Annotated in this window: 21 protein-coding genes and 1 riboswitch; of the genes, 8 read left to right on the top strand and 13 right to left on the bottom strand. The window is 53.5% G+C overall.

From position 1 onward, the window contains the following. Positions 1–59: 59 nt before the first annotated feature. On the bottom strand, positions 60–911 hold the full coding sequence (gene murI / locus ACP3TC_RS22530) for a glutamate racemase (protein WP_313854462.1): 852 nt from the start codon (positions 909–911) through the stop codon (positions 60–62). After that, on the bottom strand, positions 856–2,739 hold the full coding sequence (gene btuB / locus ACP3TC_RS22525; protein ID WP_313854463.1) for a TonB-dependent vitamin B12 receptor BtuB: 1,884 nt from the start codon (positions 2,737–2,739) through the stop codon (positions 856–858). Before btuB ends, murI begins: the two co-directional genes overlap by 56 nt. Before the next feature lie 72 nt (positions 2,740–2,811). Then, a riboswitch (cobalamin riboswitch) is annotated at positions 2,812–2,992 on the bottom strand. Between the two features lie 123 nt (positions 2,993–3,115). Between btuB and trmA the strand changes: the two genes are divergently transcribed. After that, positions 3,116–4,216, top strand: a complete 1,101-nt coding sequence (trmA, locus tag ACP3TC_RS22520; protein WP_313854464.1) for a tRNA (uridine(54)-C5)-methyltransferase TrmA — start codon at positions 3,116–3,118, stop codon at positions 4,214–4,216. Between the two features lie 39 nt (positions 4,217–4,255). Here the strand turns inward: trmA and ACP3TC_RS22515 are convergent, their stop codons facing one another. After that, complete coding sequence (locus tag ACP3TC_RS22515) at positions 4,256–4,606, bottom strand: YijD family membrane protein (protein WP_313854465.1); 351 nt, start codon at positions 4,604–4,606, stop codon at positions 4,256–4,258. A 22-nt stretch (positions 4,607–4,628) separates the two neighbouring features. Further along, complete coding sequence (gene fabR, locus ACP3TC_RS22510; RefSeq protein WP_052901668.1) at positions 4,629–5,270, bottom strand: HTH-type transcriptional repressor FabR; 642 nt, start codon at positions 5,268–5,270, stop codon at positions 4,629–4,631. 194 nt (positions 5,271–5,464) lie between these two features. On the opposite strand from fabR, the gene sthA reads away from it, so the two are divergent. Continuing rightward, positions 5,465–6,865, top strand: coding sequence for a Si-specific NAD(P)(+) transhydrogenase (gene sthA, locus ACP3TC_RS22505; protein ID WP_313854467.1), 1,401 nt, complete (start codon positions 5,465–5,467; stop codon positions 6,863–6,865). Here the strand turns inward: sthA and oxyR are convergent. Beyond that, positions 6,848–7,765 (bottom strand): DNA-binding transcriptional regulator OxyR, encoded by a 918-nt coding sequence (gene oxyR / locus ACP3TC_RS22500; protein ID WP_313854469.1) that lies wholly within the window; start codon positions 7,763–7,765, stop codon positions 6,848–6,850. The genes sthA and oxyR overlap by 18 nt on opposite strands. Positions 7,766–7,902: 137 nt before the next feature. Here oxyR and ACP3TC_RS22495 point away from each other — a divergent pair, with 137 nt between their 5' ends. Beyond that, the gene (locus ACP3TC_RS22495; protein WP_313854472.1) at positions 7,903–8,637 is read left to right on the top strand and encodes a redoxin family protein; all 735 of its coding nucleotides are present in this window, start codon (positions 7,903–7,905) and stop codon (positions 8,635–8,637) included. A gap of 45 nt (positions 8,638–8,682) precedes the next feature. Here the strand turns inward: ACP3TC_RS22495 and argH are convergent, their stop codons facing one another. The 4 genes from argH to argC form a co-directional block, all read right to left on the bottom strand. Further along, positions 8,683–10,056, bottom strand: coding sequence for an argininosuccinate lyase (gene argH, locus ACP3TC_RS22490; RefSeq protein ID WP_426817281.1), 1,374 nt, complete (start codon positions 10,054–10,056; stop codon positions 8,683–8,685). 81 nt (positions 10,057–10,137) lie between these two features. Further along, complete coding sequence (locus ACP3TC_RS22485; RefSeq protein WP_052901678.1) at positions 10,138–11,352, bottom strand: argininosuccinate synthase; 1,215 nt, start codon at positions 11,350–11,352, stop codon at positions 10,138–10,140. Positions 11,353–11,381: 29 nt separating this feature from the next. Next, positions 11,382–12,158: an acetylglutamate kinase gene (argB, locus tag ACP3TC_RS22480; protein ID WP_313854477.1), complete on the bottom strand. Its 777-nt coding sequence runs from the start codon at positions 12,156–12,158 to the stop codon at positions 11,382–11,384. Between the two features lie 20 nt (positions 12,159–12,178). Then, complete coding sequence (argC, locus tag ACP3TC_RS22475) at positions 12,179–13,183, bottom strand: N-acetyl-gamma-glutamyl-phosphate reductase (protein ID WP_426817280.1); 1,005 nt, start codon at positions 13,181–13,183, stop codon at positions 12,179–12,181. 186 nt (positions 13,184–13,369) lie between these two features. Here argC and argE point away from each other — a divergent pair, with 186 nt between their 5' ends. Beyond that, positions 13,370–14,521, top strand: a complete 1,152-nt coding sequence (gene argE / locus ACP3TC_RS22470) for an acetylornithine deacetylase (protein WP_313854479.1) — start codon at positions 13,370–13,372, stop codon at positions 14,519–14,521. A 244-nt stretch (positions 14,522–14,765) separates the two neighbouring features. Beyond that, positions 14,766–17,417, top strand: a complete 2,652-nt coding sequence (gene ppc / locus ACP3TC_RS22465) for a phosphoenolpyruvate carboxylase (RefSeq protein WP_313854481.1) — start codon at positions 14,766–14,768, stop codon at positions 17,415–17,417. Between the two features lie 43 nt (positions 17,418–17,460). Here the strand turns inward: ppc and metF are convergent, their stop codons facing one another. The 3 genes from metF to metB form a co-directional block, all read right to left on the bottom strand. Then, on the bottom strand, positions 17,461–18,360 hold the full coding sequence (gene metF, locus ACP3TC_RS22460; RefSeq protein WP_426817279.1) for a methylenetetrahydrofolate reductase: 900 nt from the start codon (positions 18,358–18,360) through the stop codon (positions 17,461–17,463). A gap of 226 nt (positions 18,361–18,586) precedes the next feature. After that, positions 18,587–21,022 carry a bifunctional aspartate kinase/homoserine dehydrogenase II gene (locus tag ACP3TC_RS22455; protein ID WP_313854484.1) on the bottom strand — a complete coding sequence of 812 codons (2,436 nt, stop codon included), beginning with the start codon at positions 21,020–21,022 and terminating at the stop codon, positions 18,587–18,589. A 2-nt stretch (positions 21,023–21,024) separates the two neighbouring features. Then, positions 21,025–22,185, bottom strand: a complete 1,161-nt coding sequence (gene metB / locus ACP3TC_RS22450; protein ID WP_313854485.1) for a cystathionine gamma-synthase — start codon at positions 22,183–22,185, stop codon at positions 21,025–21,027. A gap of 341 nt (positions 22,186–22,526) precedes the next feature. Here metB and metJ point away from each other — a divergent pair, with 341 nt between their 5' ends. Then, positions 22,527–22,844 carry a met regulon transcriptional regulator MetJ gene (metJ, locus tag ACP3TC_RS22445; RefSeq protein WP_125290568.1) on the top strand — a complete coding sequence of 106 codons (318 nt, stop codon included), beginning with the start codon at positions 22,527–22,529 and terminating at the stop codon, positions 22,842–22,844. Positions 22,845–22,936: 92 nt separating this feature from the next. On the opposite strand, the gene rpmE is transcribed toward metJ, so the two are convergent. Next, positions 22,937–23,152 (bottom strand): 50S ribosomal protein L31, encoded by a 216-nt coding sequence (gene rpmE, locus ACP3TC_RS22440; protein WP_313854487.1) that lies wholly within the window; start codon positions 23,150–23,152, stop codon positions 22,937–22,939. Positions 23,153–23,369: 217 nt separating this feature from the next. On the opposite strand from rpmE, the gene priA reads away from it, so the two are divergent. Further along, the gene (priA, locus tag ACP3TC_RS22435) at positions 23,370–25,565 is read left to right on the top strand and encodes a primosomal protein N' (protein ID WP_313854488.1); all 2,196 of its coding nucleotides are present in this window, start codon (positions 23,370–23,372) and stop codon (positions 25,563–25,565) included. A gap of 211 nt (positions 25,566–25,776) precedes the next feature. Continuing rightward, positions 25,777–26,811: a DNA-binding transcriptional regulator CytR gene (gene cytR, locus ACP3TC_RS22430; protein ID WP_313857834.1), complete on the top strand. Its 1,035-nt coding sequence runs from the start codon at positions 25,777–25,779 to the stop codon at positions 26,809–26,811. Positions 26,812–26,964: the final 153 nt, after the last annotated feature.

Here is a 26,964-nt window from a genome sequence, read left to right as displayed (position 1 = left end):
AGTTTCTGACAGCTGACAAGCCCTAAATGCAAAAAACTTTTCGAGTGTCTCTTTTTTGCTCAAAACGTCAATTTTTCGAGCTTTTCAAAGCCATAACGCTGTAAAACGGGCATTAATTGCGCAGTTTCTTCGGTGAAAGCCATGCAATAAGCCGTATTGCCTGCCGCTGACAGTGCAACAGGAGACTCATGCTCCAGTAACCAGACTGTCCGTCGTGCAATAGCGGCACCGGAATCGACCAGCCGCGTGCCCTCAGGCAATACCTGCTGTAGCTCTTCACTTAATAAAGGGAAGTGAGTGCAGCCCAACACTACCGTGTCCGGTGGCTCAGCCATTCGCAGCCACGGCTGCAGAATGCGTTTGATCTCTTCTAAAGAGACCGGCTGACCGTGCAGTTTAGCCTCGGCCAGTTCCACCAGCTCCGCTGAGCCGAGCATTTCGGTTTTACATTCACTGGCAAAACGCGCCACCAGCTCATGAGTATAGGGACGACGCACCGTGCCACGGGTCGCCAGCAAACCGACAATACCGTTACGGGTCAAGCGTGCCGCAGGCTTAATCGCCGGCACAACGCCGACCACCGGAAATTCAAAGCGCGCGCGCAGAGCAGGTAAAGTGACGGTACTCGCCGAGTTACAGGCAATAACCACCAGTGCCAGAGGAGTAATTTGAGTAATTGCCGTCACAATCTCTACGACACGCTCAACAATAAACTCTTCACTCTTCTCACCATAAGGAAAAGCGACGTTATCGAAAGCATAGAGATAATGGAGATCCGGCAGCAGTTGCCGAATCTCATCATAGACAGAAAGCCCACCGACGCCGGAGTCAAAGATCAACACGGTGGGTCTTAAATCAGAAGCTGTAGCTGCCGTTGACGAAGTATTCCCGTCCTGGGGTTTGATAGCCATACGCTGTCTCGTAATCTTTATCGAACAGGTTGGCAATTCTACCACGAACGGTGAGCTGAGTTGTGACCGGATACGAAACCGCGAGATCCCACAAACTTACTCCACCGAGTTTTACGCTGCGGGCAGTATAAGAAGAGTTGAAATCTTTATCATAGCGTTCGCCGAGATACTGATAACTCACTGACCAGTCAACGTTGTAGAGGGTCCAGTCAAGCTGGTACTTAACCTGCTGTTTAGCACGACGTAACAGTACTTCATTCGTCGTGACATCGCGTGGATCAACATAGTCATATGAAATTTGATGGCTAAGCGGTCCAGTATCAAAGGAGGCCGTGGCTTCAACGCCTTTAATCTTCGCTTTATCTATATTATAGAAACGATAGGTCGACGGATCGCTACTAATCAAATCGTCGATATCGTTACGATAGCCAGAAATGCGCCAGTTTACCGGACCGGTTAAACCGGCAAAGCCGCCTTCCCACTGCTTACTCTTTTCCGGATCGAGATCGCGATTGCCATAAGTTTCGCTGTAGACCTGATTGAGGTTGGGCGCTTTAAAAGCGGTGCCGTAAGAAGCGAAGACGCTATAACCGTCAACAAACTCCCATGACGCGGCAGATTGCCAGGTGTTATGCCAGCCAAATTCATTATTGTCGTCACCGCGCACCGCCCCCTCCAGCGTCACGCTGCCAAATTTCTGCTGGGTGGTGGCATAGACACCGGTATTGCGCTGCTCCTGTCCTGACTGTACAAAACCGCTGCCGGGCTCAGAGGTCTGCTTTTGCCAGTCAACACCGGCGCTCAGCGTGCCGTTAGCCACTGCGAAAGTATTGCCCCACTGCAGGTTATACTGCTGCACATCATCCAGCGTCGCGGAGGCATCGTAGCGACCCTTGGCAGGATCGTAATTGTAATCCTTGGTATGGCTGTAGCTGGCTATCAGCTGAGTTGAGTAGATACCTTCATGGAAACGTAAACCGGTATCCCAGGTCTGGCTGTAGAGTTGGCGGGTATCCGGCAGGCCTATAATGTTGAAGGCATCGTCGTAGGCCCAGGTACCATCATAACCGGTGCGGTTATCAAAACCGTAACCACGGAAGAAACCGCTGAACCGATCGTCAAACTGATGTTCAACCATGCCGTACAGCGTTTTACTCATAAAGCCGTCGCGGTCTGGCTGTCCGGGAGTGCCATAAACATCCGGAAATCCGGCTTCGACATCAAACCCTTTGGTATAAGTGTAATTGCCCGCCATCGTCAGCAAGGTGTTCTCACCTAACTGCTGCTGAGTCGAACCATCATAAGCCTGATAACCATGGGACCCGAGACCTGCCGTCAGGGTGGTGCCTGGCTTATCGCGGCCGGTGATAATATTTACCACGCCGCCAATCGCATCAGAACCATAGGCTGCAGAACGCGCGCCGCGCACATATTCTATGCGCTGTACCAAAGAGATGGGAATTTGACTGAGATCGGAAGAACCACTGATTCCAGCCTGATTAAGACGAATGCCGTCAATCAGCACCAGAACATGGCCAGAGTTGGTGCCACGAATAAACAGCGAGCTTTTCTGCCCCATTCCGCCATTTTGTCCGATATCTACACCCGGTAACCGGCGCATCACATCGGTGACAGTTTTAGATTGCCAGCGATCGATCTGTTCTTTCGTCACAACCGTTGTCGGGGCCAGTACTGAAGAAACTGGCTGCGCAAAACGATTAGCGGTAACTACCAGCTGATCATCATTTTGCTGCGCAACGCCGTTTTGCGCCCAGAGTGAAATTGCCGTGGCGCTAAAAGCCAGCAGCGAAGTTTTTGTTTTAATCATTTGAATTAAAGCATCCAAACAGATGTAGCAGGATGCCGCAGGCATACGACCGATAGCACGCGATGACCGTATAAATTGCGACGTACTCCGGCAGGTCTTCGGGCTTGGTGTCATTAACTGGCGAAGACTTCCCATCAATATAGACAGTGTCTGCACTGGCAATCGCCACGACAATCCTTACCGCTGCGCGTCAGCTCCAGATTTGCACTGGATTCCCTTTTAACTCAAGGAGGCCGGAAATCGCATACTACGATTTAGATGAATAGAAATCCAGACTTCCAGGCTGCTAAAATAAGGGTTTTCGCGACAACGCTGGACATCGACGATCGAATCCCTACAATCGCCCGGCAAGTCAGCCACTCAATCAGGAATTCTCATGACGCCCGAACAATTGCCAATCGAAAACTATGACGCCCAGCTGGCGGAGAAAGTCACCCGTTTACAGGGGATGATGTCACCCTTTGCTGCGCCTGAAGTTGAGGTATTTCGTTCACCGGTCAGTCATTACCGGATGCGTGCAGAGTTTCGCCTCTGGCATGACGGCGACGACATCTATCATATTATGTTTGATCAGCAGACCCGTGAGCGTATTCGCGTCGACAGCTTCCCGGCAGCCAGCGAACTGATTAATCGCCTGATGCCGCTGTTGATTGAAGCGATTCGCGATAACCGCGTGTTGCGCCGCAAACTGTTCCAGATAGATTATCTGTCGACCATGAGCAACCAGGTGGTGGTGTCGCTGCTGTATCACCGTAAGCTGGATGATGAGTGGCAACAGGCGGCAGCGGCACTGCGTGATGCGTTACGCGCGCAGGGGTTTGAGCTTCATCTGATTGGTCGCGCCACCAAAACCAAAATCTGTCTCGACCAGGATTTTGTCGATGAGCGTCTGCCGGTCGCGGGCCGTGAACTGGTTTATCGTCAGGTAGAAAATAGCTTCACGCAGCCTAATGCGGCGATGAATATTCAGATGCTGGAGTGGGCGCTGGATGTCACTGCCGGTTCACAGGGTGACCTGCTGGAACTGTATTGTGGTAACGGCAACTTCTCGCTGGCGCTGGCTCGTAATTTCCGCCGCGTACTGGCTACCGAAATCGCCAAGCCGTCGGTCGCTTCAGCGCAGTACAATATTGCGGTGAACCAGATTGATAATGTGCAGATTATTCGCATGTCGGCGGAAGAGTTTACCCAGGCGATGAACGGCACGCGTCAGTTTAACCGTTTAGAGGGTATCGACTTAACCAGTTACCAGTGTGAAACCATCTTTGTTGACCCGCCACGCAGCGGCCTTGATGACGAAACGGTGAAGATGGTGCAGGCGTATCCACAGATTCTGTATATCTCCTGTAACCCGGAGACACTGAGCGCTAACCTGCAAACGCTGTCGCAAACCCACGATGTGACACGCCTGGCACTGTTTGATCAGTTCCCGTATACCCATCATATGGAATGCGGTGTGCTGCTGACTCGCCGCTAAAAAACAGTAACGGCGAACCGAGTTCGCCGTTTTACGCTGTTATTTTCTGCCGGCTTTAATACGCAGCCCAATCCAGAAGATCAACGCCACCATCAAAATGGTCGGCACAAAATTCGATCCAATATCCGGATACTCCGCACGCACAATCGCGCTATACAGCAGAATGCCCAGCAGGAAAAATGCGGCGGCCAGCGAAGGCATGCCATCAGGCATCGCGCGGTTGAGATAACGCTGATGCAGACACCAGGCGGCAAGACCCAACGCAATCAGCGGAAAGATTGAAAACGGCACAATGGAGCTAAAAAGCACCGAAAAAGAACCATTTATCGACAGGCCAGTAATAAACGCTAAAACTAGTGTTCCTTTATCCCGGTGGGTCGGTTCAGTCATTTCATTATCCTTATCAACCAGCTTAATCATTTGATGCTAAAGTGACCGCCAGCCTCTCTTGCTCACGGCGATACCAGTAATACGCACCTTTCGAGATCATGCGCAGCTGTAACACCAGTCGCTCTTCGAGCTGACGGCGCTGCGCGACATCGATGTCCAGCGCCTCTGCACCGGCGTTAAAGACAATAATAACCATTGCCTCGGCCTGCGCTTCGGTGAAACTGCGCGGCATACGGTTTTCCAGCTCAAGATAATCCGCCAGTTCAGCGATAAAATGTTGTATCTCCCGCGCCACAGCGGCACGGAAAGCGGCAGAAGTACCCGAACGCTCGCGTAATAACAGGCGAAAAGCGTTGGGATTGTTGCCGATAAACTCCATAAAAGTAGAGACCGAGGTGCGAATAACGCTGCCGCCTTTGGCAATACGCTGACGAGCCTGACGCATCAACTGACGCAGCATCAGACCGCTCTCGTCGACCATGGTCAACCCTAACTCATCTACATCACGAAAGTGACGATAAAATGATGTCGGCGCGATTCCCGCTTCGCGCGCAACTTCTCGCAGGCTCAGGCTGGCGAAACTTCTTTCGGCACTCAGCTGACTGAATGCCGCTTCAATGAGCGAACGCCGTGTACGTTCTTTTTGTTGTGCTCTGACGCCCATGGTTGTGCCTGTTTGTCCTGCCGAAGCGGAACTATAGCAAACTTTTCAGCGTACAGTCCTATCAACTTTGTCAACGCTTGTTAACCTCACGCTTTGTCAAATCGAGGCAAAAATCGCTGATACAATTGGGATGTCTGCAATGAGATGTTAGAATCTCGTTGTAAAAATGTAGATAAAATATAGGACGTACTGGTATGCAACAGTCTTACGATTACGATGCCATAGTCATTGGCTCAGGTCCTGGTGGCGAGGGTGCCGCCATGGGCCTGGTTAAACAGGGAGCGCGTATCGCGGTAATCGAGCGCTTTCACAATATCGGCGGTGGCTGTACCCACTGGGGAACCATCCCGTCGAAAGCGCTCCGTCACGCTGTAAGCCGCATCATCGAATTCAATCAGAACCCGCTTTACAGTGACCACAGCCGCCTGCTTCGCTCCTCATTTGCTGACATTCTTAACCACACCGAAAACGTTATCAGCCAGCAAACCCGCATGCGTCAGGGTTTTTATGAGCGCAACCATTGCGAGTTGTTTCAGGGCGATGCCCAGTTTGTTGATGCCAACACCGTTGAAATTGTCTTTCCTGACGGCACTACTGACCGCCTGACCGCAGAGAAATTTGTTATCGCCTGTGGGTCACGCCCGTATCATCCGGCCGAAGTCGACTTTACCCATCCGCGCATTTATGACTCCGACTCGATCCTCAATCTGCATCATGAGCCGGGCCATGTGATCATTTATGGTGCCGGGGTGATCGGCTGTGAATACGCATCGATCTTCCGTGGCCTGAATGTCAAAGTCGATCTGATTAACACTCGCGATCGTCTGCTGGCATTCCTCGATCAGGAGATGTCCGACTCGCTCTCTTACCACTTCTGGAACAGCGGCGTGGTGATTCGTCACAACGAAGAGTTTGAGAAAGTAGAAGGCGTACAGGATGGCGTGATTGTGCATCTGAAATCCGGCAAGAAAGTGAAAGCTGATTGCCTGCTGTATGCCAATGGCCGTACCGGTAACACTGATTCGCTCTCGCTGGACAAGGTGGGTCTGGAAGCCGACAGCCGTGGCCTGCTGAAGGTTAACAGTATGTATCAGACTGCCCAGCCGCATATTTACGCGGTCGGTGACGTGATCGGTTATCCAAGCCTTGCGTCGGCGGCCTACGATCAAGGGCGCATTGCAGCACAGGCGATCATTAAAGGTGAAGCTTCAGCCCATCTGATTGAGGATATCCCAACCGGGATTTATACCATTCCGGAAATCAGTTCTGTCGGTAAAACCGAACAGCAGCTGACGGCGATGAAAGTGCCATATGAAGTGGGTCGTGCGCAGTTTAAACATCTGGCGCGTGCGCAGATTGTGGGTATGCACGTTGGTAGCCTGAAGATCCTGTTCCATCGCGAAACCAAAGAGATTTTAGGCATTCACTGCTTTGGTGAGCGCGCCGCCGAGATTATTCATATCGGTCAGGCGATCATGGAGCAAAAAAATGGTGGCAACACGATTGAATACTTCGTGAATACCACCTTTAACTATCCGACGATGGCGGAAGCCTATCGGGTAGCGGCACTGAACGGCTTAAACCGCCTGTTTTAAGCTACTGCCCATCACACCCTGCATATGGGTGCGAATCGCCTCTGCCAGCTGTTCATAACGGCTGCGCAGTGGCGAGCCAGGGCGATAGACCAGCGCAATCGTGCGCTGCGGTTCCGGCTTGTAGCACGACAGATAGCAGACGCCATCACGCACGCGCTCTTTCGGCACCGCCAGTGAAGGTAACAGCGTAATACCGCTGCCTGCCGCCACCATATTGCGCAGCGTCTCTAAACTGGTGGCCCGGAAATGCGTATCTTCATCGGCACCCGCCTGGAAACAGAAGCCCATCGCCTGATCGCGCAGACAGTGACCGTCCTCCAGCATCAGCAGCTTTTCACCCGCCAGATCGGACATCGGCACACGATCGCGATCGTGCCATGGATGATCGGCATAGATCGCCAGTTTCATTGGCTCGTCGAATAACGGCACCTCAATAAAGGCTTCGCTCTCTTTGACCAACGCCAGGATCGCGCAGTCCAGCTTACCGCTGTCGAGTTGCGCCAGCAGCTGCTGGGTCTGAGATTCATGCAGATACATTTCCAGCTTGGGAAAAGTCTGGTGCAGCATCGGCACAATTTGTGGCAGCAAATAAGGCCCAACGGTTGGAATCAGGCCGATATGCAGTGGCCCGGACATCGCCTCGCCCTGTTGGCTCGCCATCTCTTTCAGTACTTTCACTTCACGCAGCACGGTGCGCGCCTGATCCACCAGCAGCAAACCCGCCTGCGTGAAAAGTACTTTACGGCTGGTGCGCTCCAGCAGCATGACGCCTAATTCATCTTCCAGTTTACGAATCTGGCCACTCAGCGTTGGCTGACTGACATGGCAGGAATCGGCAGCACGTCGAAAATGACGGTGCTCGGCTAACGCCACCAGATATTCAAGATCACGAATATTCATTTTATCCTCCGAGCCACGATAGTCCGTGGCGATAGATAGGATAGCAATCAACGATTATCCCTATCAAGCTGATAAAGCAATAATGTTCAGCATTCAGGCAAGGGCCAAATTCATTAATCTTAACCGCGAGGTACTTTATGTTTGCAAGTCAGGAAGGTAAGTCCATCCCGCAGGTCACTTTTCATACGCGTCAGGGCGATCGCTGGATCGACGTTACAACTGATGAGCTGTTTAAAGATAAAACGGTAATCGTGTTTTCACTGCCAGGTGCATTTACCCCGACCTGTTCGTCGAGCCACCTGCCACGCTATAACGAGCTGTCCAGCGTATTCGCTCAGCACGGCGTCGACAGCATTCTGTGCGTTTCGGTGAATGACACCTTCGTGATGAACGCGTGGAAAGCCGATCAGCATGCCAACAACATCACCTTTATTCCTGATGGCAACGGTGACTTTACCCGTGGCATGGAGATGCTGGTTGAGAAAGCCGATCTCGGATTTGGCCCGCGCTCATGGCGTTATTCAATGCTGGTGCGTAACGGTGTGGTAGAGAAGATGTTTGTTGAACCAAACAAACCGGGTGACCCGTTTGAAGTTTCCGATGCGGATACCATGCTGCGCTACCTGGCACCAGAATTTAAAGTGCAGGAATCAGTGTCACTGTTTACTAAACCCGGTTGTCCGTTCTGCACCAAAGCGAAACAGATGCTGCTGGACCGGGGCATTCAGTACGAAGAGATCGTGCTGGGTCAGGATGCCACCACCGTCAGCCTGCGCGCCGTAACCGGCCGCGCCACCGTACCACAGGTGTTTATTGGCGGTCGCCATATCGGTGGTAGTGACGATCTGGAGCAGTTCTTCGCCACTGCGTAACAGATAGCTTAAGGGAGCCTTTTACGGCTCCCTTCCGTTATGCGCTTAGCCCAAACGTTGTTTCGCTTCAGTAATCGCCAGGGCAACCTGATGCGGAGAGACGCCACCTTTGGCATTACGCTGATCGAGGCAGGATTGCAGCGCAAGGAACGGATAGACATCATCGCCAATCACGCTGCTGAATTTCTGCAAATCAGCCAGTTTCAGTGCTTCCAGCGCCACACCCTGTTGAATCGCTTCCACTACCGCTTCACCGACAATATGGTGCGCTTCACGGAATGGCACGCCTTTACCAACCAGATAATCCGCCAGTTCAGTCGCATTAGCATAACCCTGCTCCGCCGCTTCCTGGCAACGTGGACGCTTCACCTGAATGCCATCCAGCACCAGCGCCGCCATATGCAGACAGTCGGACCAGGTATCGAGCGCATCAAACAGCCCTTCTTTGTCTTCCTGCATATCTTTGTTATAAGCCAGCGGCAGACCTTTCAGCGTCATCATCATGCCGGTCAGTGCGCCCTGTACGCGGCCACATTTACCGCGAATCAGCTCCAGCGCATCCGGATTCTTCTTCTGTGGCATCAGCGAGGAGCCGGACGTCACACGGTCGGACAGCTCAACAAAGCCGGCTTCACCGGTATTGAAGAAAATCAGATCTTCAGCGAAACGCGACAGGTGCACCATGCCGATTGAGGCATTGGAGAGAAGCTCTAACACGTGGTCGCGGTCGGAAACGGTATCCAGACTGTTACGGGTTGCCGACGCAAAGCCTAACCAGCCCGCCAGCTGCTCACGATCGATTTCATAGGCGGTACCGGCCAACGCACCACAGCCCAGTGGGCTGACGTCAAGGCGCTTCAGGGTGTCCTGCAGGCGGCTCTCATCACGCGCCAGCATCTCAACATACGCCAGACACCAGTGAGCAAAGGTAACCGGCTGCGCGCGTTGCAGGTGGGTATAACCAGGCATCACGGCATCCTGATTAGCTTCGGCAGTGGCGACCAGCGCCTGCTGCAGCTGACGCGTGGCGCTCAGCAATTCGCTGACCTCGGTTTTACACCAGAGCTTCAGGTCGGTAGCGACCTGATCGTTACGGCTACGGCCAGTGTGGAGTTTCTTACCCAGCGCGCCGACTTTATCGATTAAACGCCCTTCCACCCAGCTGTGAATATCTTCTGCATCGCTTTCGAGAATCTGCTGCGGATTCGCACGCACTTCTTCCAGCAACACGGTTAATGCCTGTTCTAACTGCTGCTGTTCGTCCTCGGTCAGCACGTTAACCGTTACCAGCGCTTTGGACCAGGCGACGGAACCGACAATATCCTGTTCTGCCAGACGATAGTCGAAGCGCAGCGAGTCGTTGAAAAGCTTGAAACGTTGATCTGCTGCCTGAGTAAACCGTCCACCCCAAAGTGCCATGTTATTGCTCCGTTTGATAAAAATGAATAGGTATTGCCATTAAGACGGGCGGCGAAAACGCCGCCCACTACAGAGTTCGAATTATTTCTTTTCGTTCAGTGCACGGATGCGTGAAGAGAGCGAGAACAGACGGATAAAGCCGCCCGCGTGACGGTGGTCATACACTTCGTCTTCGCCAAAAGTCGCAAACTCTTCAGAGTACAGGCTGTTCGGCGATTTTTTCTGAATCGCAGTCACCTGGCCTTTGTACAGTTGCAGAACCACTTCACCGTTCACTTCTTCAGCCAGTGCTTCAGCGGAAGCCTGCAGGGATTTACGCAGTGGCGCGAACCAGCGGCCATCGTATACTACGTAAGACATTTCCAGGCCCAGCTGCTCACGCCATTTGAAGCTGTCGCGATCCAGAACCAGCTGCTCAACCGCGCGCAGGGCGTTGACCATAATGGTGCCGCCAGGCGTTTCGTAGCAACCGCGAGATTTGATACCCACCAGACGGTTTTCCACGATATCAATACGACCCACGCCGTGTTTGGCGCCGATCACATTCAGTTTTTCCAGGCACTGGAACGGGCTAAGTGCTTCGCCGTTTACCGCCACTACACAGCCTTTTTCGACTTTGATGGTGACCTGCTCAGGCTGATCCGGTGCTTCCAGCGGATCAACGGTCCAGACCCAGCAATCTTTGTTTGGTGCATTCCACGGGCTTTCCAGCACGCCACCCTCGGTCGAGATGTGCCAGGCGTTTTCATCACGGCTATAGATTTTTTCCAGTGACGCGGTGGTCGGGATGTTACGCTCTTTCAGGTAATCCAGCAGGGCTTCACGGGAACGCAGGTTCCACTCACGCCATGGAGCCACAACTTTCAGCTGGGGTGCCAGCGCGGTATAGGTGGTTTCAAAACGCACCTGGTCGTTACCTTTGCCGGTCGCGCCGTGGCACAGTGCATCAGCACCCACTTTCAGTGCCAGCTCAACCTGGGCTTTAGCAATGATTGGACGCGCCATTGAAGTACCCAGCAAATAAGTGCCTTCGTACAGCGCACCGGTTTGCAGCACCGGATAGACGTAATCGCGGATAAACTCTTCACGCAGATCGACTACATGGCACTCGGATGCGCCCGACTGCAGCGCTTTTTGCTCAACGCCTTCCAGATCGCCACGCTCCTGACCGATATCGGCAACAAATGCGACCACTTCGCAGTCGCCGTAATTCTCTTTCAGCCATGGAATGATTGCTGAGGTATCCAGACCGCCGGAGTAAGCCAGAACGATTTTCTTAATGCCTTGGTTTTGCATCTTTTAATCCTTGAATATAAAACGTTTCGTTATGCGAGAATCCGGGTGCCAATGGACACACCGTTAAATAAAGTTGGCAACTGTTCAGCGTTACGCCAGCTGGCGATATCGACCGGACGTCCCAGCGTACGGGCAGCATCGAGAGCGGCGTTAACTTTAACAATCATGCCATCGGTAATAATGCCCTGCGCAATCAGCTGCTCGGCTTTCGCGGCGGTCATCTCTTCGATGCGCTGACCTTTGCCATCCAGAATACCGCTGACGTCAGAGAGCAGAATCAGGTCAGCACCGAGCGTGGCAGCCAGCGCCGTCGCCGCCTGGTCAGCATTGACGTTCATCAGTTCGCCAGCATCAGTAATGCCAATTGAGCTCACTACCGGCAAGAAATTAGCCGCCAGCAGGGTATTAATTAACACCGGGGAACCTGGCGTCGCATTACCAACATGCCCCAGTGATTCATCAAGTTGCGTCACGTTAACGCTATTGCCGTCACCGAGACACAGGCCAACAGCATTGATAGCATATTTCTTCGCCCACGCCAGCAGCGTTTTGTTGGCGGTTCCTGCCAGCGCACCGGTGATGATGTCGATCTGATCGGCAGGCGTCACCCGCAGGCCATTTTTCTTCTGAACCGGCAGCGCCAGTTTCTTCATCAGTTCATCCACCAGACAGCCACCGCCATGCACGATTAACAGCGGACGCTGGTGAGATTCACGATAAGTCACCAGCGCGTCAAACAGTCGCGCCAGCGCCTCTTCACTGTCCAGTAACACACCGCCCAGTTTGATAATGAGTGGATTGGTCATAATGTTCTCAAACTCGTCAGTTAAATAAGTGACAGCGTTTCAGGGAAACCGAAACGGATATTCAGACACTGCACCGCCTGCGAAGACGCGCCTTTCAGCAGGTTATCTTCCGCCGCAACGAGGATCACATGCTCGCCCTGTACGGCAAAACCAATATCGCAGAACGGCAGACCAATCACAGATTTTAGCGCTGGCAGGTTCTTGTCATGCAGACGCACCAGTGGTTTGTCGTGATAGGCGTTGTGCAACGCTTCCGCCACATCTTCACGGCTGATGCCGGCTTTCAGGCGACAGGTAATAGTTTCCAGAATACCGCGCGGGAAATTGCCCAGATGCGGGTTAAAAATTACCGGCATCCCCAGATGTTCAGCGATTTCCGGCTGATGGCGATGAGCAAACAGGTTGTAGGGTTGCAGGCTCACTTCGCAGAAACTGGTGTTAATACTGGCCTTACGACCGGCACCGCTGACGCCACTGGTGGCATTGATCACCGGCCACTGATCGCGATTCAGCAGATCGGCTTCGATCAACGGCTTCAGCGCCAGCTGAGCCGCGGTCGGATAGCATCCCGGCACCGCAATCAGCTGCGCTTCTTTAATTCTGTCGTGCTGCCACTCGGCCAGGCCATAAACAGCTTTATCCAGCCACTGCTGATGCTGATGGGTAAAACCGTAGTATTGGGTGTAGAAGTTCTCATCGTTTACGCGGAAAGCGCCAGAGAGATCGAACACCACACAGCCGGCTTTCAGGAATTCAGGCGCCAGGTCGTGGCTGACCTCGTGGGCGGTGGCGAGGAATACCACATCAACCTTGCCAGCATACTCGGCAGCATCACTCAGCGGCTGTAAAGGCATATCAACGATGCCTTTCAGCTGCGGATGAAGCTCGGAGAGTAATTTTCCTGCATCCGGGCTTTGCGCTGAAACCGCTAAAGCGGTTATGTTCATATGCGGATGGCGATTCAGATAGGTCGCAAGCTCTACACCAGCATAACCGCTGGCACCAACAATCAGCGTATTCAACATCAGGCTGTATACCTTTTTACAGTCACCAAATTCCGGGTTGCAGCCGTTTAGGCTTCTGACCCACGATGCCAGGCGTTTATTTGTTCAGGGCACATTTAACCGTTCCCTAAAGCCTGACGTTAATGTATTTTTATTCACTATTAATGCATGAATATTGATACTATCCTAACCCAAGGACTGTCAACAGTGAAGACAAAATTACCCCCTTTTATTGAACTATACCGCCAGTTGATCGCGATACCATCAATCAGTGCTACCGACAGCGCGCTCGATCAGAGTAATGAAACTTTAATCAATTTGCTGGCCGGTTGGTTTCGCGACCTTGGCTTCAGCGTGGAGGTTCAGCCGGTACCCGGTACTCGCCATAAATTCAATATGCTGGCGAAGAGCGGTCTCGGTGCTGGCGGCCTGCTGTTAGCCGGTCACAGCGATACCGTGCCGTATGACGACGGCCGCTGGACGCGCGATCCTTTCACCCTGACCGAACACGACAATAAGCTGTACGGCCTCGGCACCGCCGACATGAAAGGTTTCTTTGCGTTTATTCTTGATGCGTTGCGTGATGTCGATGTCTCAACGTTAACAAAACCGCTGTATATCCTCGCGACTGCCGATGAAGAAACCACCATGGCTGGCGCGCGCTATTTCTCGGAATCCACCACGCTGCGCCCGGACTGCGCGATTATTGGTGAGCCGACGTCACTGAAGCCGGTGCGCGCGCACAAAGGCCACCTGTCACACGCTATTCGCATTGAGGGGCAATCAGGCCACTCCAGCGATCCAGGTCGTGGCGTCAATGCGATTGAACTGATGCACGATGCGATTGGCCATCTGATGAATCTGCGTAACACGCTGAAAGAGCGCTACCATCACGATGGGTTTGCAATTCCCTATCCGACGATGAATTTCGGCCATATTAATGGTGGTGATGCGGCAAACCGTATCTGCGCCTGCTGCGAGCTGCATATGGATATTCGTCCGTTGCCTGGCCTGACGCTGAGCGATCTTGATGGCTTGTTAAACGAAGCGCTGGCACCGGTAAGTGAGCGCTGGCCGGGTCGCCTGACGGTAGGTGAGTTGCATCCGCCGATTCCGGGCTATGAATGTCCGCCCGATCATCAACTGGTGCAGGTAGTCGAGAAACTGTTAGGGACGCCCACCGAAGTGGTTAACTACTGTACCGAAGCGCCGTTTATTCAACAGATTTGCCCAACGCTGGTTCTGGGTCCAGGCTCAATTAATCAGGCGCATCAGCCCGATGAATTTATCGATACGGCATTTATTAAGCCCACTCGTGAGCTAATCGCTCAGGTGGTGCATCACTTTTGCCATCACTAAGCGACAATGGGGTAAATATCTGTAAAACCAGCCACTTGCCCCAGATTTATCCCGTGTTTAGTGATAAGAATAACTTATCTCGCTTTGATGTAATTAAATTTCATAAATTACCGTCATTTAGCATCAGGATGCTGCTCAATTAAGTCAATTGACGAATGGATAGTTACATGGCTAGATAAAAGACGAAGTTATGCCCGTCTGGGTGAAATAAAGTTACAAAAAATATAAGGGTGTCAGGGGTCATATGAACGAACAATATTCCGCAATGCGAAGTAATGTCAGTATGCTCGGCAAACTGCTCGGGGATACCATCAAGGATGCTTTGGGAGAGAACATCCTCGACCGGGTGGAAACCATCCGTAAACTCTCCAAGTCATCCCGTGCGGGAAATGACGCTCACCGTCAGGAATTGCTCAATACGCTGCAAAATCTGTCGAATGATGAACTGCTGCCGGTCGCCCGCGCGTTCAGTCAGTTTCTGAATCTGACCAATACCGCCGAGCAATACCACACTATTTCCCCGAAAGGTGAAGGCGCTAATCATCCCGAGATGCTGTCCAGATCCTTTGAGCACCTGAAACAACAGCCCAATCTGACCGAAAGCGCAATCCGTGAAGCGATCGAGTCGCTGTCACTGGAGCTGGTGCTGACTGCACACCCGACTGAAATCACCCGCCGTACCCTGATTCATAAACTGGTCGAGGTGAATACCTGCCTGAAGCAGCTCGACCATAACGATCTCTCTGATTACGATCGCGGCCAGATTATGCGCCGCCTGCGTCAGCTGGTTGCCCAGGCCTGGCACACCGATGAAATCCGTAAATATCGCCCATCACCGGTTGATGAAGCCAAATGGGGCTTTGCGGTGGTGGAAAACAGCCTGTGGGAAGGCGTACCAAGCTTCCTGCGAGAACTGAATGAACAGGTTGAAGCATCGTTTGGCTACAAGCTGCCGGTCGACTTTGTGCCGGTGCAGTTCACCTCCTGGATGGGCGGCGACCGCGACGGTAACCCGAATGTGACCTCCGACATTACCCGCCACGTGCTGCAACTCAGCCGCTGGAAAGCCACCGACCTGTTCCTGCGTGATATTGCCGTGCTGGTTTCCGAACTGTCGATGTCTGAATGTAATGATGAAGTACGTCAACTTTGCGGTAATCCGGAAGCGCTCGAACCGTATCGCGAGATCATGAAAAACCTGCGCAGCCAGCTGACGAATACCCAGGCTTACCTCGAACGCCGCCTGAAAGGCGAACGTCCGCCGCGTCCTGCTGATCTGCTGATCTCTAACGAACAGCTGTGGGACCCGCTCTACGCTTGCTATCAGTCACTGCAAGCTTGTGGCATGGGCATCATCGCCAACGGACAGCTGCTGGATACGATGCGCCGGGTGAAATGCTTTGGTGTGCCGCTGGTGCGTATTGATATCCGTCAGGAAAGCACCCGCCATACCGAAGCGATTGCCGAGGTGACGCGCTATCTGGGTCTCGGCGATTATGAAAGCTGGTCTGAAGCCGATAAGCAGGCTTTCCTGGTGCGTGAACTGAATTCAAAACGTCCACTGTTACCGCGCCAGTGGGAACCGAGCGCCGATACCCGTGAAGTATTGGATACCTGTCGCGTCGCGGCAGAAGCACCGAAAGGCTCTATCGCCGCTTACGTCATCTCGATGGCGAAGACGCCCTCAGATGTTCTGGCGGTTCACTTACTGTTGAAAGAAGCCGGTATCACCTATGCGATGCCGGTCGCCCCGCTGTTTGAAACCCTTGATGATTTGAATAATGCCAATGACGTCATGAGCCAGCTGTTAAACATTGACTGGTATCGCGGCTTTATTCAGGGCAAACAGATGGTGATGATTGGCTATTCTGATTCAGCGAAAGACGCCGGTGTGATGGCGGCATCATGGGCGCAGTATCAGGCTCAGGATGCGCTGATCAAAACCTGTGAGAAGGCTGGTATCGCGCTGACGCTGTTCCACGGACGTGGCGGCACCATTGGCCGCGGCGGCGCACCGGCCCATGCGGCACTGCTGTCACAACCGCCGGGTAGCCTGAAAGGCGGCCTGCGCGTGACCGAACAGGGTGAGATGATCCGCTTTAAGTATGGCTTGCCGGAAGTCACCATCTCCAGCCTTTCGCTGTATACCGGTGCGATTCTGGAGGCTAACCTGCTGCCACCGCCGGAACCGAAAAATGAGTGGTGCAGCATTATGGATCAGCTGTCGGCAGTCTCCTGCGAAATGTACCGTGGTTATGTGCGTGAAAATGAGGACTTCGTTCCTTACTTCCGCTCGGCAACGCCGGAACTGGAACTGGGTAAATTGCCACTCGGCTCACGTCCGGCGAAGCGCCGCCCAACCGGTGGCGTAGAGTCACTGCGTGCCATTCCCTGGATCTTCGCCTGGACACAAAACCGTCTGATGCTGCCTGCCTGGCTGGGTGCCGGTGCAGCGCTGCATAAAGCGATGGAAGAAGGTCATCAGGATCAGCTGGAAGCCATGTGCCGTGACTGGCCATTCTTCTCAACTCGTCTGGGGATGCTGGAAATGGTGTTCTCTAAAGCTGATCTGTGGCTGGCAGAATATTACGATCAGCGTCTGGTGGATAAATCATTGTGGCCGCTGGGCAAACAGCTGCGCGACCAGTTGGAGTCTGATATTAAAGCGGTACTGACCATCGCCAATGACTCACATTTGATGGAGGATCAGCCGTGGATTGCGGAATCTATCGCGCTGCGTAATGTCTACACCGACCCACTGAACGTACTGCAGGCCGAGCTGTTGCATCGTTCGCGTCAGCAGGAAGAACAAGGTAGTGAACCTGATGCCCGCGTCGAGCAGGCGCTGATGGTAACTATCGCCGGTGTCGCAGCCGGGATGCGTAACACTGGCTGACAGGCCTTAAAATCCAAGGGCGGCTCTATGCCGCCCTTAATCTTTATACCGCGGCCAATCCCGGACGCACGCCCAGCGTATGGCAAATCGCGTAGCTCAACTCAGCACGGTTCAGCGTATAGAAGTGGAAATCTTTCACCCCTTCACGGCTGAGGATCTTCACCATATCCATCGCCACATTGGCACCGACCATTTTGCGCGTCTCAGGGTCATCATCCAGCCCCGCAAACATCGCCGTCATCCAGCCCGGAACACGTACGTTAGTCATGGTGGCAAAACGCTGTAGCTGCTTAAAGTTAGACACTGGCAGAATGCCCGGCACGATTTCAACGTCAATGCCGGTCGCTACGCAGCGATCGCGAAAGCGCAGATAGCTCTCAACATCAAAGAAAAACTGAGTGATGGCGCGATTAGCCCCGGCATCAATTTTACGCTTCAGGTTAATCAGGTCGGCCTGCGCGCTTTTCGCTTCCGGATGCACTTCCGGGTAAGCTGCTACTGAAATATCAAAGTCACCCACTTCACGCAGCAATGCCACTAAATCGGCGCCGTACATCTCCGGCTTGCCGCCGCCCGGCGGTAAATCGCCGCGCAGTGCCACAATATGACGAATACCGTTATTCCAGTAATCCTGGGCGATAGTGCGCAACTCATCACGAGATGCGTCGATACAGGTCAGATGCGGTGCCGCTTCCAGACCGGTGCGATCTTTAATGCCTTTAATGATGCTGTGCGTACGGTCCCGCTCGCCAGAGTTAGCCCCGTATGTGACCGAAACAAATTTCGGTTTCAGACTGCTTAAACGATCGATCGAGCTCCAGAGAGTTTGTTCCATTTCACTGGTGCGTGGCGGAAAAAATTCAAAAGAGACATTAATTTGCCCGTTCAGCTCTGCCAGACTTTGATTCAGCGCTTCGCGCTGATTGGCGTGGAAAAAACTCATATCCGGTTACCTCATCCATCGCTTCTTATGATTATTGCTGCGTAAGTTGAACATCCATACGTTTAGACGTCCAGACACTTAAATTGAACTATCGCGATGAAATCGTCAACATAAAAATGATCAACAGGCGTGACAAATCCTCAATCAAGGTGAAAGAGATTCAGGATGGCGGAGATTAGATGAAAATGGCCGGGATAACCGGCCACTGAAAGAAGAGTAAAAAGAACTACAGCAGCTGCGCCAGACGATTGATATCTGACTGAATTGCCCCGGCAGTGACATCACGCCCGGCACCCGGACCGCGGATCACCAGTGGATTATCACGATACCAGCGGCTTTCAATGGCAAAGACGTTATCGCACGGCAGCAATGAGGCCAGAGGATGCTCCGGTCGTACTGCTTCCACACCAACGCGTGCCTTACCATTGGCATCAAAACGGGCCACATAGCGCAACACCAGCCCCAGCTCCTGCGCAGCTTCCAGACGCTGTGACATCTGGTCATTCAGCGCATCACCATTTTCGAAGAAGTGATCGACCGAATCATTTTCACAACCGGCTGGCACCAGCGACTCGACCCGCACCTGATCCGGCTCAATATCATAGCCCGCTTCACGCGCCAGGATAACCAGCTTGCGCATCACGTCCTGACCCGAAAGGTCAACACGCGGATCCGGCTCCGTTAAGCCCTGCTGCCACGCCTGATCCACCAGCTCGGTAAACGGCACCGTGCCATCAAACTGCAGGAACAGCCACGACAGCGTGCCGGAGAAAATTCCACTGATAGCCAGAATACTGTCGCCGCTTTCGCGCAGATCGCGCACCGTATGGTTAACCGGTAAACCCGCGCCTACCGTGGCGTTATACAGCCAGTGGCGACCGGTTTTGGCAAAAGCATCGCGAATCTGACGCCAGGTATTGCTACAGGCAGCACCGGCCACCTTATTGGCACTGATCACGTGAAAACCGTGGCTGGCGAAGTCGAGATACTGATCGGCCAGCGGTGCACTGGCCGTCACATCCAGCACCACTAAGTCGTCGAACGGGTGCGCGCGCATCCACAGGAACAGCGACTCTTCATCCTGTGCAACCGCTTCATCTTCAAAAAACGCCAGCGCACGGCTGGCATCCAGTCCATCATAGCTCAGCAGGCTACGGCGGCTGTCCACCACCCCGGCCAGCACAAACTCAAAACCGGTACGGGCAGAAATTATTTCGTGCTCGCGGGCAAACAGCTCTAACCAGCGCGAACCAATATTGCCTTTGCCAAACAGCATCAAGCCAATGCGTTTTTCGGCGCGGAACAGCGACTGATGTAAACCCTGAACCAGATGTGCGGTCGGTCCAACACGCAGCACCGCCACCAGGCTGATGCTGTCTTCTGATTGCCAGATAAACTCTACCGGCTGATCTTTGATCTGTTGCCAGAAACGGTGGCTGTGCAGCGGGTTGCGGCTGACGCCTGCCCCCACCAGCGCCACCAGCGCCAGCCCGTCACGCAGCTGAAGATGGCCAGGCAAAGCGGCGTCCTGCAGCACATCCAGCGCGCTGTTAACCACTTCGGAGGTGTAGCACAACTGCAAAAGGTTACGGTCAGGATGCACACCGGTAGCCAGTGGACGCAGCTGCGCGCGCTTCAGCAGCAGATCGACCTCTTTGTGCAGTGTTTTAAAATCGTGCTGAGGCGGAACCTGGAATTCAATCAGGCAAACATCATCATGGCTGGTGACAATACGCGCACCGGTACCCGAAGCCAGCACACGCTCAATGCGGGTCGAACCCTGCTCTGGCTGATAACTGCAACGCAATTGCAGATCGATGTCGCTACCTGAAACCGGCTGAAGCGTACGAGTATGCAATACCGGTGCCGCTAAACGCGCCAGTTCACTGGCTTCATCCAGTCGCAGCAGCGGCAGCAAACAGGCATCTTTCACTTTACGCGGGTCAGCGCTGTAGACCCCGGCGACATCACTCCAGATGGTGACGCGCGATGCACCCGCCAGCGCACCAATTTGTGTGGCCGAGTAGTCCGAGCCGTTACGCCCCAACAGCACGGTTTCCCCTGCATCACTGCGACAAATAAAGCCGGTTACCACCAGGCGCTGATGCGGATGCTGGGCGATCAGCTGTTGCAGCAGTGGCCAGGATTTGCCTTCATCCACCTGCGGCTGCGCCGCGCGCTCGGCGCGCAGAAAATCACGCGCATCCAGCCAGACGGCTGCCATATCACGTTGATTCAGCACTGCCGCCATCAGGCGTGCCGACCAGACTTCACCGTGCCCTACCACCTCGGCATAAATCGCATCGGTAATTTTGCCATCCAGCAAGACCGCCAGCTTTTCCAGATCCTGGATAAACTCAGCAATCATCGGTTCGGCGTATTCAGCAGGCAGCAGGCCACCGATCAGCTCGCTTTGATAGCGACGCAGCGCTTGTTGCACCTGATGAGCCGAAAGGCGATCGCTTTGGCTTAACTTCAACCAGCTAATCAGCTGGTTAGTGGTGCTACCGGCGGCCGAAACCACCATCAGATCGCCCGGCTGACTGTAATCCGCCATAATACCGGCCACGCGCTGGTAACATTTGGCATCAGCCAGACTGCTGCCGCCAAATTTATGCAATTGCCGCGCGTTGTGCGTCCCTGCTACTGCTGAAATACTCATGATTACCTCTCGGCCGCTACCCGGAATGCATTATCCAGATCGGCTATTAAATCTTCGTGATCCTCAATTCCGACAGAAATACGCAGCAACGTTTCTGAAATTCCCGCTTCGGCACGCGCCTGCGCTGACATACCGGCATGGGTCATGGTCGCGGTATGGGAGATCAGACTTTCTACGCCGCCCAGCGATTCTGCCAGGGTAAACAGTTCCAGCGCTTTGAGGAAGCGACGCAGCGTCTGCTCATCACCATTCAGCTCAAAACTTAACATGGCACCAAAGCCACGTTGTTGTCGTACTGCGTATTCATGGCCGGTATTTTCCGGCAGTGAAGGATGATACAGCTTTTTCACTAAAGGTTGTTGCTTCAGGTAATCAACAATTGCCAGCGCATTGCGTTGTGCCGCTGCCATGCGTGGTGCAAGGGTGCGCAGACCGCGCAACAGCAGATAGCTGTCAAATGCCGCGCCGGTGACGCCGATATTGTTCGCCCACCACGCCAATTCAGTGGCGGTATCGGCATCTTTCGAAATCACCGCGCCGGCAACCACATCCGAGTGACCATTCAGGTACTTGGTGCAGGAGTGGATCACCAGGTCAGCACCCAGTGCCAGCGGATTCTGCAATGCCGGACTAAGGAAAGTGTTATCCACCACGCTGATCGCGCCTGCTTCACGTGCGGCTTGACAGATTGCGGCGATATCCACCACCCGCAGCAGCGGATTGCTCGGGCTTTCAATCAGTACCAGCTTCGGTTTTTCCGCCAGTGCCGCCGTCAATGCCGCCGCATCGTTTTGATCGACAAACTTCACCCGGTAAGCACCGCGCTTGCTCAGACTGTCAAACAGGCGATAGCTGCCGCCGTAACAGTCGTGCGGGGCCACCAGCAGATCGCCAGGCTTCAGGAACACAGTACACACCAGATGAATTGCGGACATACCGGTGTTGGTCATCACGGCGCCGGCACCGCCTTCCAGCTCCGCTAATGCGCGCTGAACCACATCACGTGTAGGATTACCACGACGCGAATAGTCATGGGCACGCGGCTGGTTGAAGTCGGTGAAGTTATAGGTGCTGGAGAGGTGAATCGGTGGGACAACGCAGCCATATTGCTCGTCATCATTCAAACCGCTGCGAACTGCGATGGTTGCCTGTTTACGCGTCATGGTGCTCACTGTTCCTGACTGGAGAGTAATAGAAGGTGTACAGAATAGCATTACGACAATAGACGTCAATACATCTGGACATCTAAATGTCTTTGCGTATAGATTGAGCAAAGCGTCAATACCCGCTAAGATTACGCGACATACGCCCAACAGTTTCCCAATGGTTGCCGTTATTCGGCAATGGGTAACATGCAGGGTCTGGCCAGGCTGAAATCCACGCGCATCACTGTTTGATGTTAAGCAGAAAACGCTGACATTTATTAGTGAGAAGCGGCAAGATCGGGCATAATTGGCTGATTTCCGACAATTTCACTTTTAAATGATAATTATTAAGGTAACCCATGGCTGAATGGAACGGCGAATATATCAGCCCTTACGCTGAGCACGGTAAGAAGAGCGAGCAGGTTAAGAAAATAACAGTTTCTATCCCCCTGAAAGTTCTCAAAATTTTAACTGATGAGCGTACACGCCGTCAGGTAAACAACTTGCGTCATGCAACGAATAGCGAGCTGCTGTGTGAAGCCTTTTTGCACGCCTTTACCGGACAGCCGCTGCCGGATGACGTGGATTTACGCAAAGAGCGTAGCGACGAAATCCCTGAAGCAGCAAAAGCGATTATGCGTGAAATGGGTGTCGATCCGGATACCTGGGAATATTAATTCCGCTTTAAGCTAACTTTGCTGAATACCAGCCATAAAAAAACCCGGCCGAAGCCGGGTTTTTCTTATTAACAAAACCGTAAGCGGTTTTATTAAGCTTTGCTGCCTGGAATGCTGAAACGCTTGTTGAAGCGGTCAACACGGCCACCGCTAGCAACGTCACGCTGCTTACCGGTGTAGAACGGGTGGCATTTGCCACAAACGTCCAGGTTCAGGTCACGGCCAACAGTTGAGCCGATTTTCATTTCGTTACCGCAAGAACATTTAGCAGTAATTTCAGTGTAAGTTGGGTGAATACCTTTTTTCATGGGAAAACCTCAGTTAAGGCCGCGTCGCTCTCCCGTGCCAGGAAATTTCCTGCACCGGCACCACACGAAGATTAAAAAATTAGGTGTCATTGATACTGAAACGCGGTATCAAAGGCGGCGAACTATACAGAAAATCACCACCCTCTGCAATCGAATCCGCACATTCCAGACTACACAGTGTACACTATCTCGTCATTTTTTTCATCTGGATGAATTCATGCCCGTTGTTCAGGTCGCGCTTCCGGTTCCACTTGCCCGCAATTTTGATTATCTGTTGCCCGCCCACCTGCAGGTGGTGACTGGCGGACGCGTCAGCGTCCCTTTTGGCAAACGTAAAGCCATCGGCATCGTCGTTGGCGTGAGCGAAAGCAGTGACTTTCCGCTGGATCAGCTAAAAGCGGTGCATGAAGTACTCGATCAGCAGTCGCTGTTTTCCCCTTCGCTGTGGCGCATTCTGCTGTGGGCGGCTGACTATTATCATTACCCGTTAGGAGAAGTGCTGTTCCATGCCATCCCGGTATTGCTGCGCCAGGGAAAACCGGCACTGGAGGCGCCGCTCTGGCAGTGGTTTATCACTGAACAGGGTCGTGAAACCGCCAGCGAGAGCTTAAAGCGTGCGCCAAAGCAGCAGCAGGCATTAGCCGCGCTGCGCCAGCGCCCAATCTATCGTCATGAAGTCACCGCTCAGGATTTGACGGATGCCACTCTGCAATCGCTGCGTGCTAAAGGCTTATGTGAACTGCGTGAGCATCAACGCGCGCCGGACGACTGGCGCGACAACTATGCGGTAAAAGGTGAACGCCTGCGGCTGAATACCGAGCAGGCAACCGCCGTCGGGGCGATCCGTAGCGAAGATGACCATTTTGCCGCCTGGTTACTGGCTGGCATTACCGGCTCGGGTAAAACCGAGGTGTATCTCAGCATTCTGGAAAACGTGCTGGCCAGTGGCCGTCAGGCGCTGATTATGGTGCCGGAAATTGGCCTGACGCCGCAGACCATCGCCCGCTTTCGCGAGCGTTTTAATGCTCCCGTCGACGTACTGCATTCGGCACTCAACGACAGCGAGCGTCTTGCCGTCTGGCTGCGCGCGCGCAGTGGCGAAACCGCTATCGTCATTGGCACTCGCTCCGCACTGTTCACTCCTTTTGCCCGGCTGGGTGTCATCGTTATCGATGAAGAACACGACAGTTCCTACAAACAGCAAGAGGGATGGCGCTATCAGGCGCGTGACCTGGCGGTATTTCGTGCGCGCGAAGAGGACATTCCGATTGTAATGGGCTCGGCGACGCCAGCGCTGGAAACCTTGCATAACGTGCAGATGGGCAAATATCGCCAGCTCAGCCTGAGTAAACGTGCCGGTAATGCGCGTCAGGCGACGCAGCAGCTGATCGATTTAAAAGGCGTCAAGTTGCAGGGTGGCTTATCTCCGGCGCTGATTCAAAAAATTCGTCAGCACCTGCAAGCCGATAATCAGGTACTGCTGTTTCTCAATCGCCGCGGCTTTTCGCCTGCGCTGTTGTGCCATGAATGTGGCTGGATAGCCGAATGTCAGCGCTGCGATCACTACTACACGCTGCATCAGAACCAGCGCCAGCTGCGCTGTCATCACTGCGACAGCCAGCGCCCGGTGCCTCACCAGTGTCCGCAGTGCGGCTCCACCCACCTGGTGCCGGTCGGTCTGGGAACCGAGCAGCTGGAACATAACCTCTCCGCGCTGTTTCCCGGCGTACCGCTGTCACGCATTGACCGTGATACCACCAGCCGCAAAGGCGCGCTGGAACAACATCTCAATGAGGTACATCGCGGCGGCGCACGCATTCTGGTGGGCACCCAGATGCTGGCAAAAGGCCATCACTTTCCTGATGTTACGCTGGTTTCGCTACTTGATGTCGATGGCGCGCTGTTCTCTGCCGACTTCCGTTCCGCAGAGCGTTTCGCCCAGCTGTATACCCAGGTTGCCGGGCGTGCCGGTCGCGCGGGTAAACAGGGCGAAGTGTTATTACAAACTCATCACCCGGATCATCCTCTGCTGCAAACGCTGTTGCATCAGGGCTATGACGCCTTTGCCAGCCAGACGCTGCAGGAGCGTAAAAGCGTATTTTTACCACCCTATACCAGCCATGTACTGATCCGCGCCGAAGATCACGACAATCAGCAGGCCGCCGCATTTCTGCAACAGCTGCGTAACCTGTTTGAAGCCAGTCCGTTAAAAGATGAGGCGCTGTGGGCCATGGGCCCGGTTCCCGCTCTGCTGGCAAAACGCAGTGGTCGTTATCGCTGGCAGCTACTGTTGCAGCATCCCTCACGCGCGCTGTTACAGCGCCTGCTGAAAACCAGCCTGCCGCTGGTCAGCACCCTGCCCCTGTCGCGCAAGGTCAAGTGGACGCTTGATGTCGATCCCAGCGAAAGCTGATCGCAGAGCCAGAACCGTAAAGGTTCTGCGAGAAGGATCGAAAAAAGTCGATTAAGTCACAATTTTTATGCAAATTAAGTAACAGCATCTCAACACAATCTGTTAAGAATGTGATGGTCATCCGCAAATAGTCGCAGACACGCTACGACTATGATAGTTCGCATAAAATCCAGTTGGTCAGGTCAGCTTTGCTGGCGTGAGGAGAAGAGTGTTGGAGCACAATCCAGAGACAACGGCAGCTACAATGAAAGATGTGGCTGAAAGAGCAGGGGTTTCAACGGCCACCGTGTCACGCGCACTGATGAATCCGGAAAAGGTTTCAGCGGCAACGCGGCAAAAAGTTGAACAAGCGGTAATCGATGTCGGCTACTCCCCACATGCGCTGGCGCGCAATGCTAAACGCAGTGAATCACGTACCATCCTGGTGATTGTGCCGGATATTTGCGACCCATTTTTCAGCGAGATTATTCGCGGCGTGGAGGTGACTGCCGCCGCCGAAGGCTATCTGGTGTTGATTGGTGACTGCGCCCATCAGAATCAGCAGGAAAAATCATTTTTAAACCTGATGCTGACGCGACAAATCGACGGCATGGTGTTACTTGGCTCGCAGTTGCCGTTTGAAACCGGGGTGGAAGAGCAGCGTAATCTGCCGCCGATGGTGATGGCCAATGAGTTTGCGCCAGAACTTGAGTTACCCACGGTGCATATTGATAACCTGACCGCCGCTTTTGAAGCGGTCAGTCATCTGCATCAGCTCGGCCATCGTCGCATCGCCTGTATTGCCGGGCCGGAAGAGATGCCACTCTGTCATTATCGTCTGCAGGGCTATATTCAGGCGCTGCGCCGTAACGGCCTGGCCGTCGATGCCGACTATATTGTGCGTGGTGATTTCACGTTTGAAGCGGGCTCAGCAGCATTTAAACAGCTGATGGCGCTACCACAACCGCCAGATGCGCTATTCTGTCATAGCGACATTATGGCGCTCGGTGCCATGTCGCAGGCGAAAAGCATGGGCTTGCGCGTACCGCAGGATATCTCGCTGGTTGGCTTCGATGATATTGAGCTGTCCCGCTACAGTGACCCATCACTGACCACCGTCGCTCAGCCGCGTTTTAATATTGGACGCGAAGCGATGCTATTGTTACTGGAACAGTTACAGGGAAAACTGGTCAGTAACGGGTCGCGGCTGCTCGATTTTGAATTAAAAGTTCGCGGCAGCAGCGCGCGCGCCGGGCGTAATAAATAACCGGCTGTTTTATCCCAATGTGAGATTCAGCAGATTCTTAGGTGACTCACTGCTGGTCAAACTTCCAGCCCTTGAGTAACATGACGTGCTAATAGCCGGGCTGATAATGTGCTGACTTAAGCACCGCTCACCATCGCTTGCCCGGCGTGCATT

Source organism: Winslowiella sp. 2C04, from assembly GCF_050037805.1.
GTDB lineage: Bacteria > Pseudomonadota > Gammaproteobacteria > Enterobacterales > Enterobacteriaceae > Erwinia > Erwinia toletana_A.
Note: the sequence above shows the minus strand (reverse complement) of the source record. Positions and strands in the feature narration are given on the sequence as shown.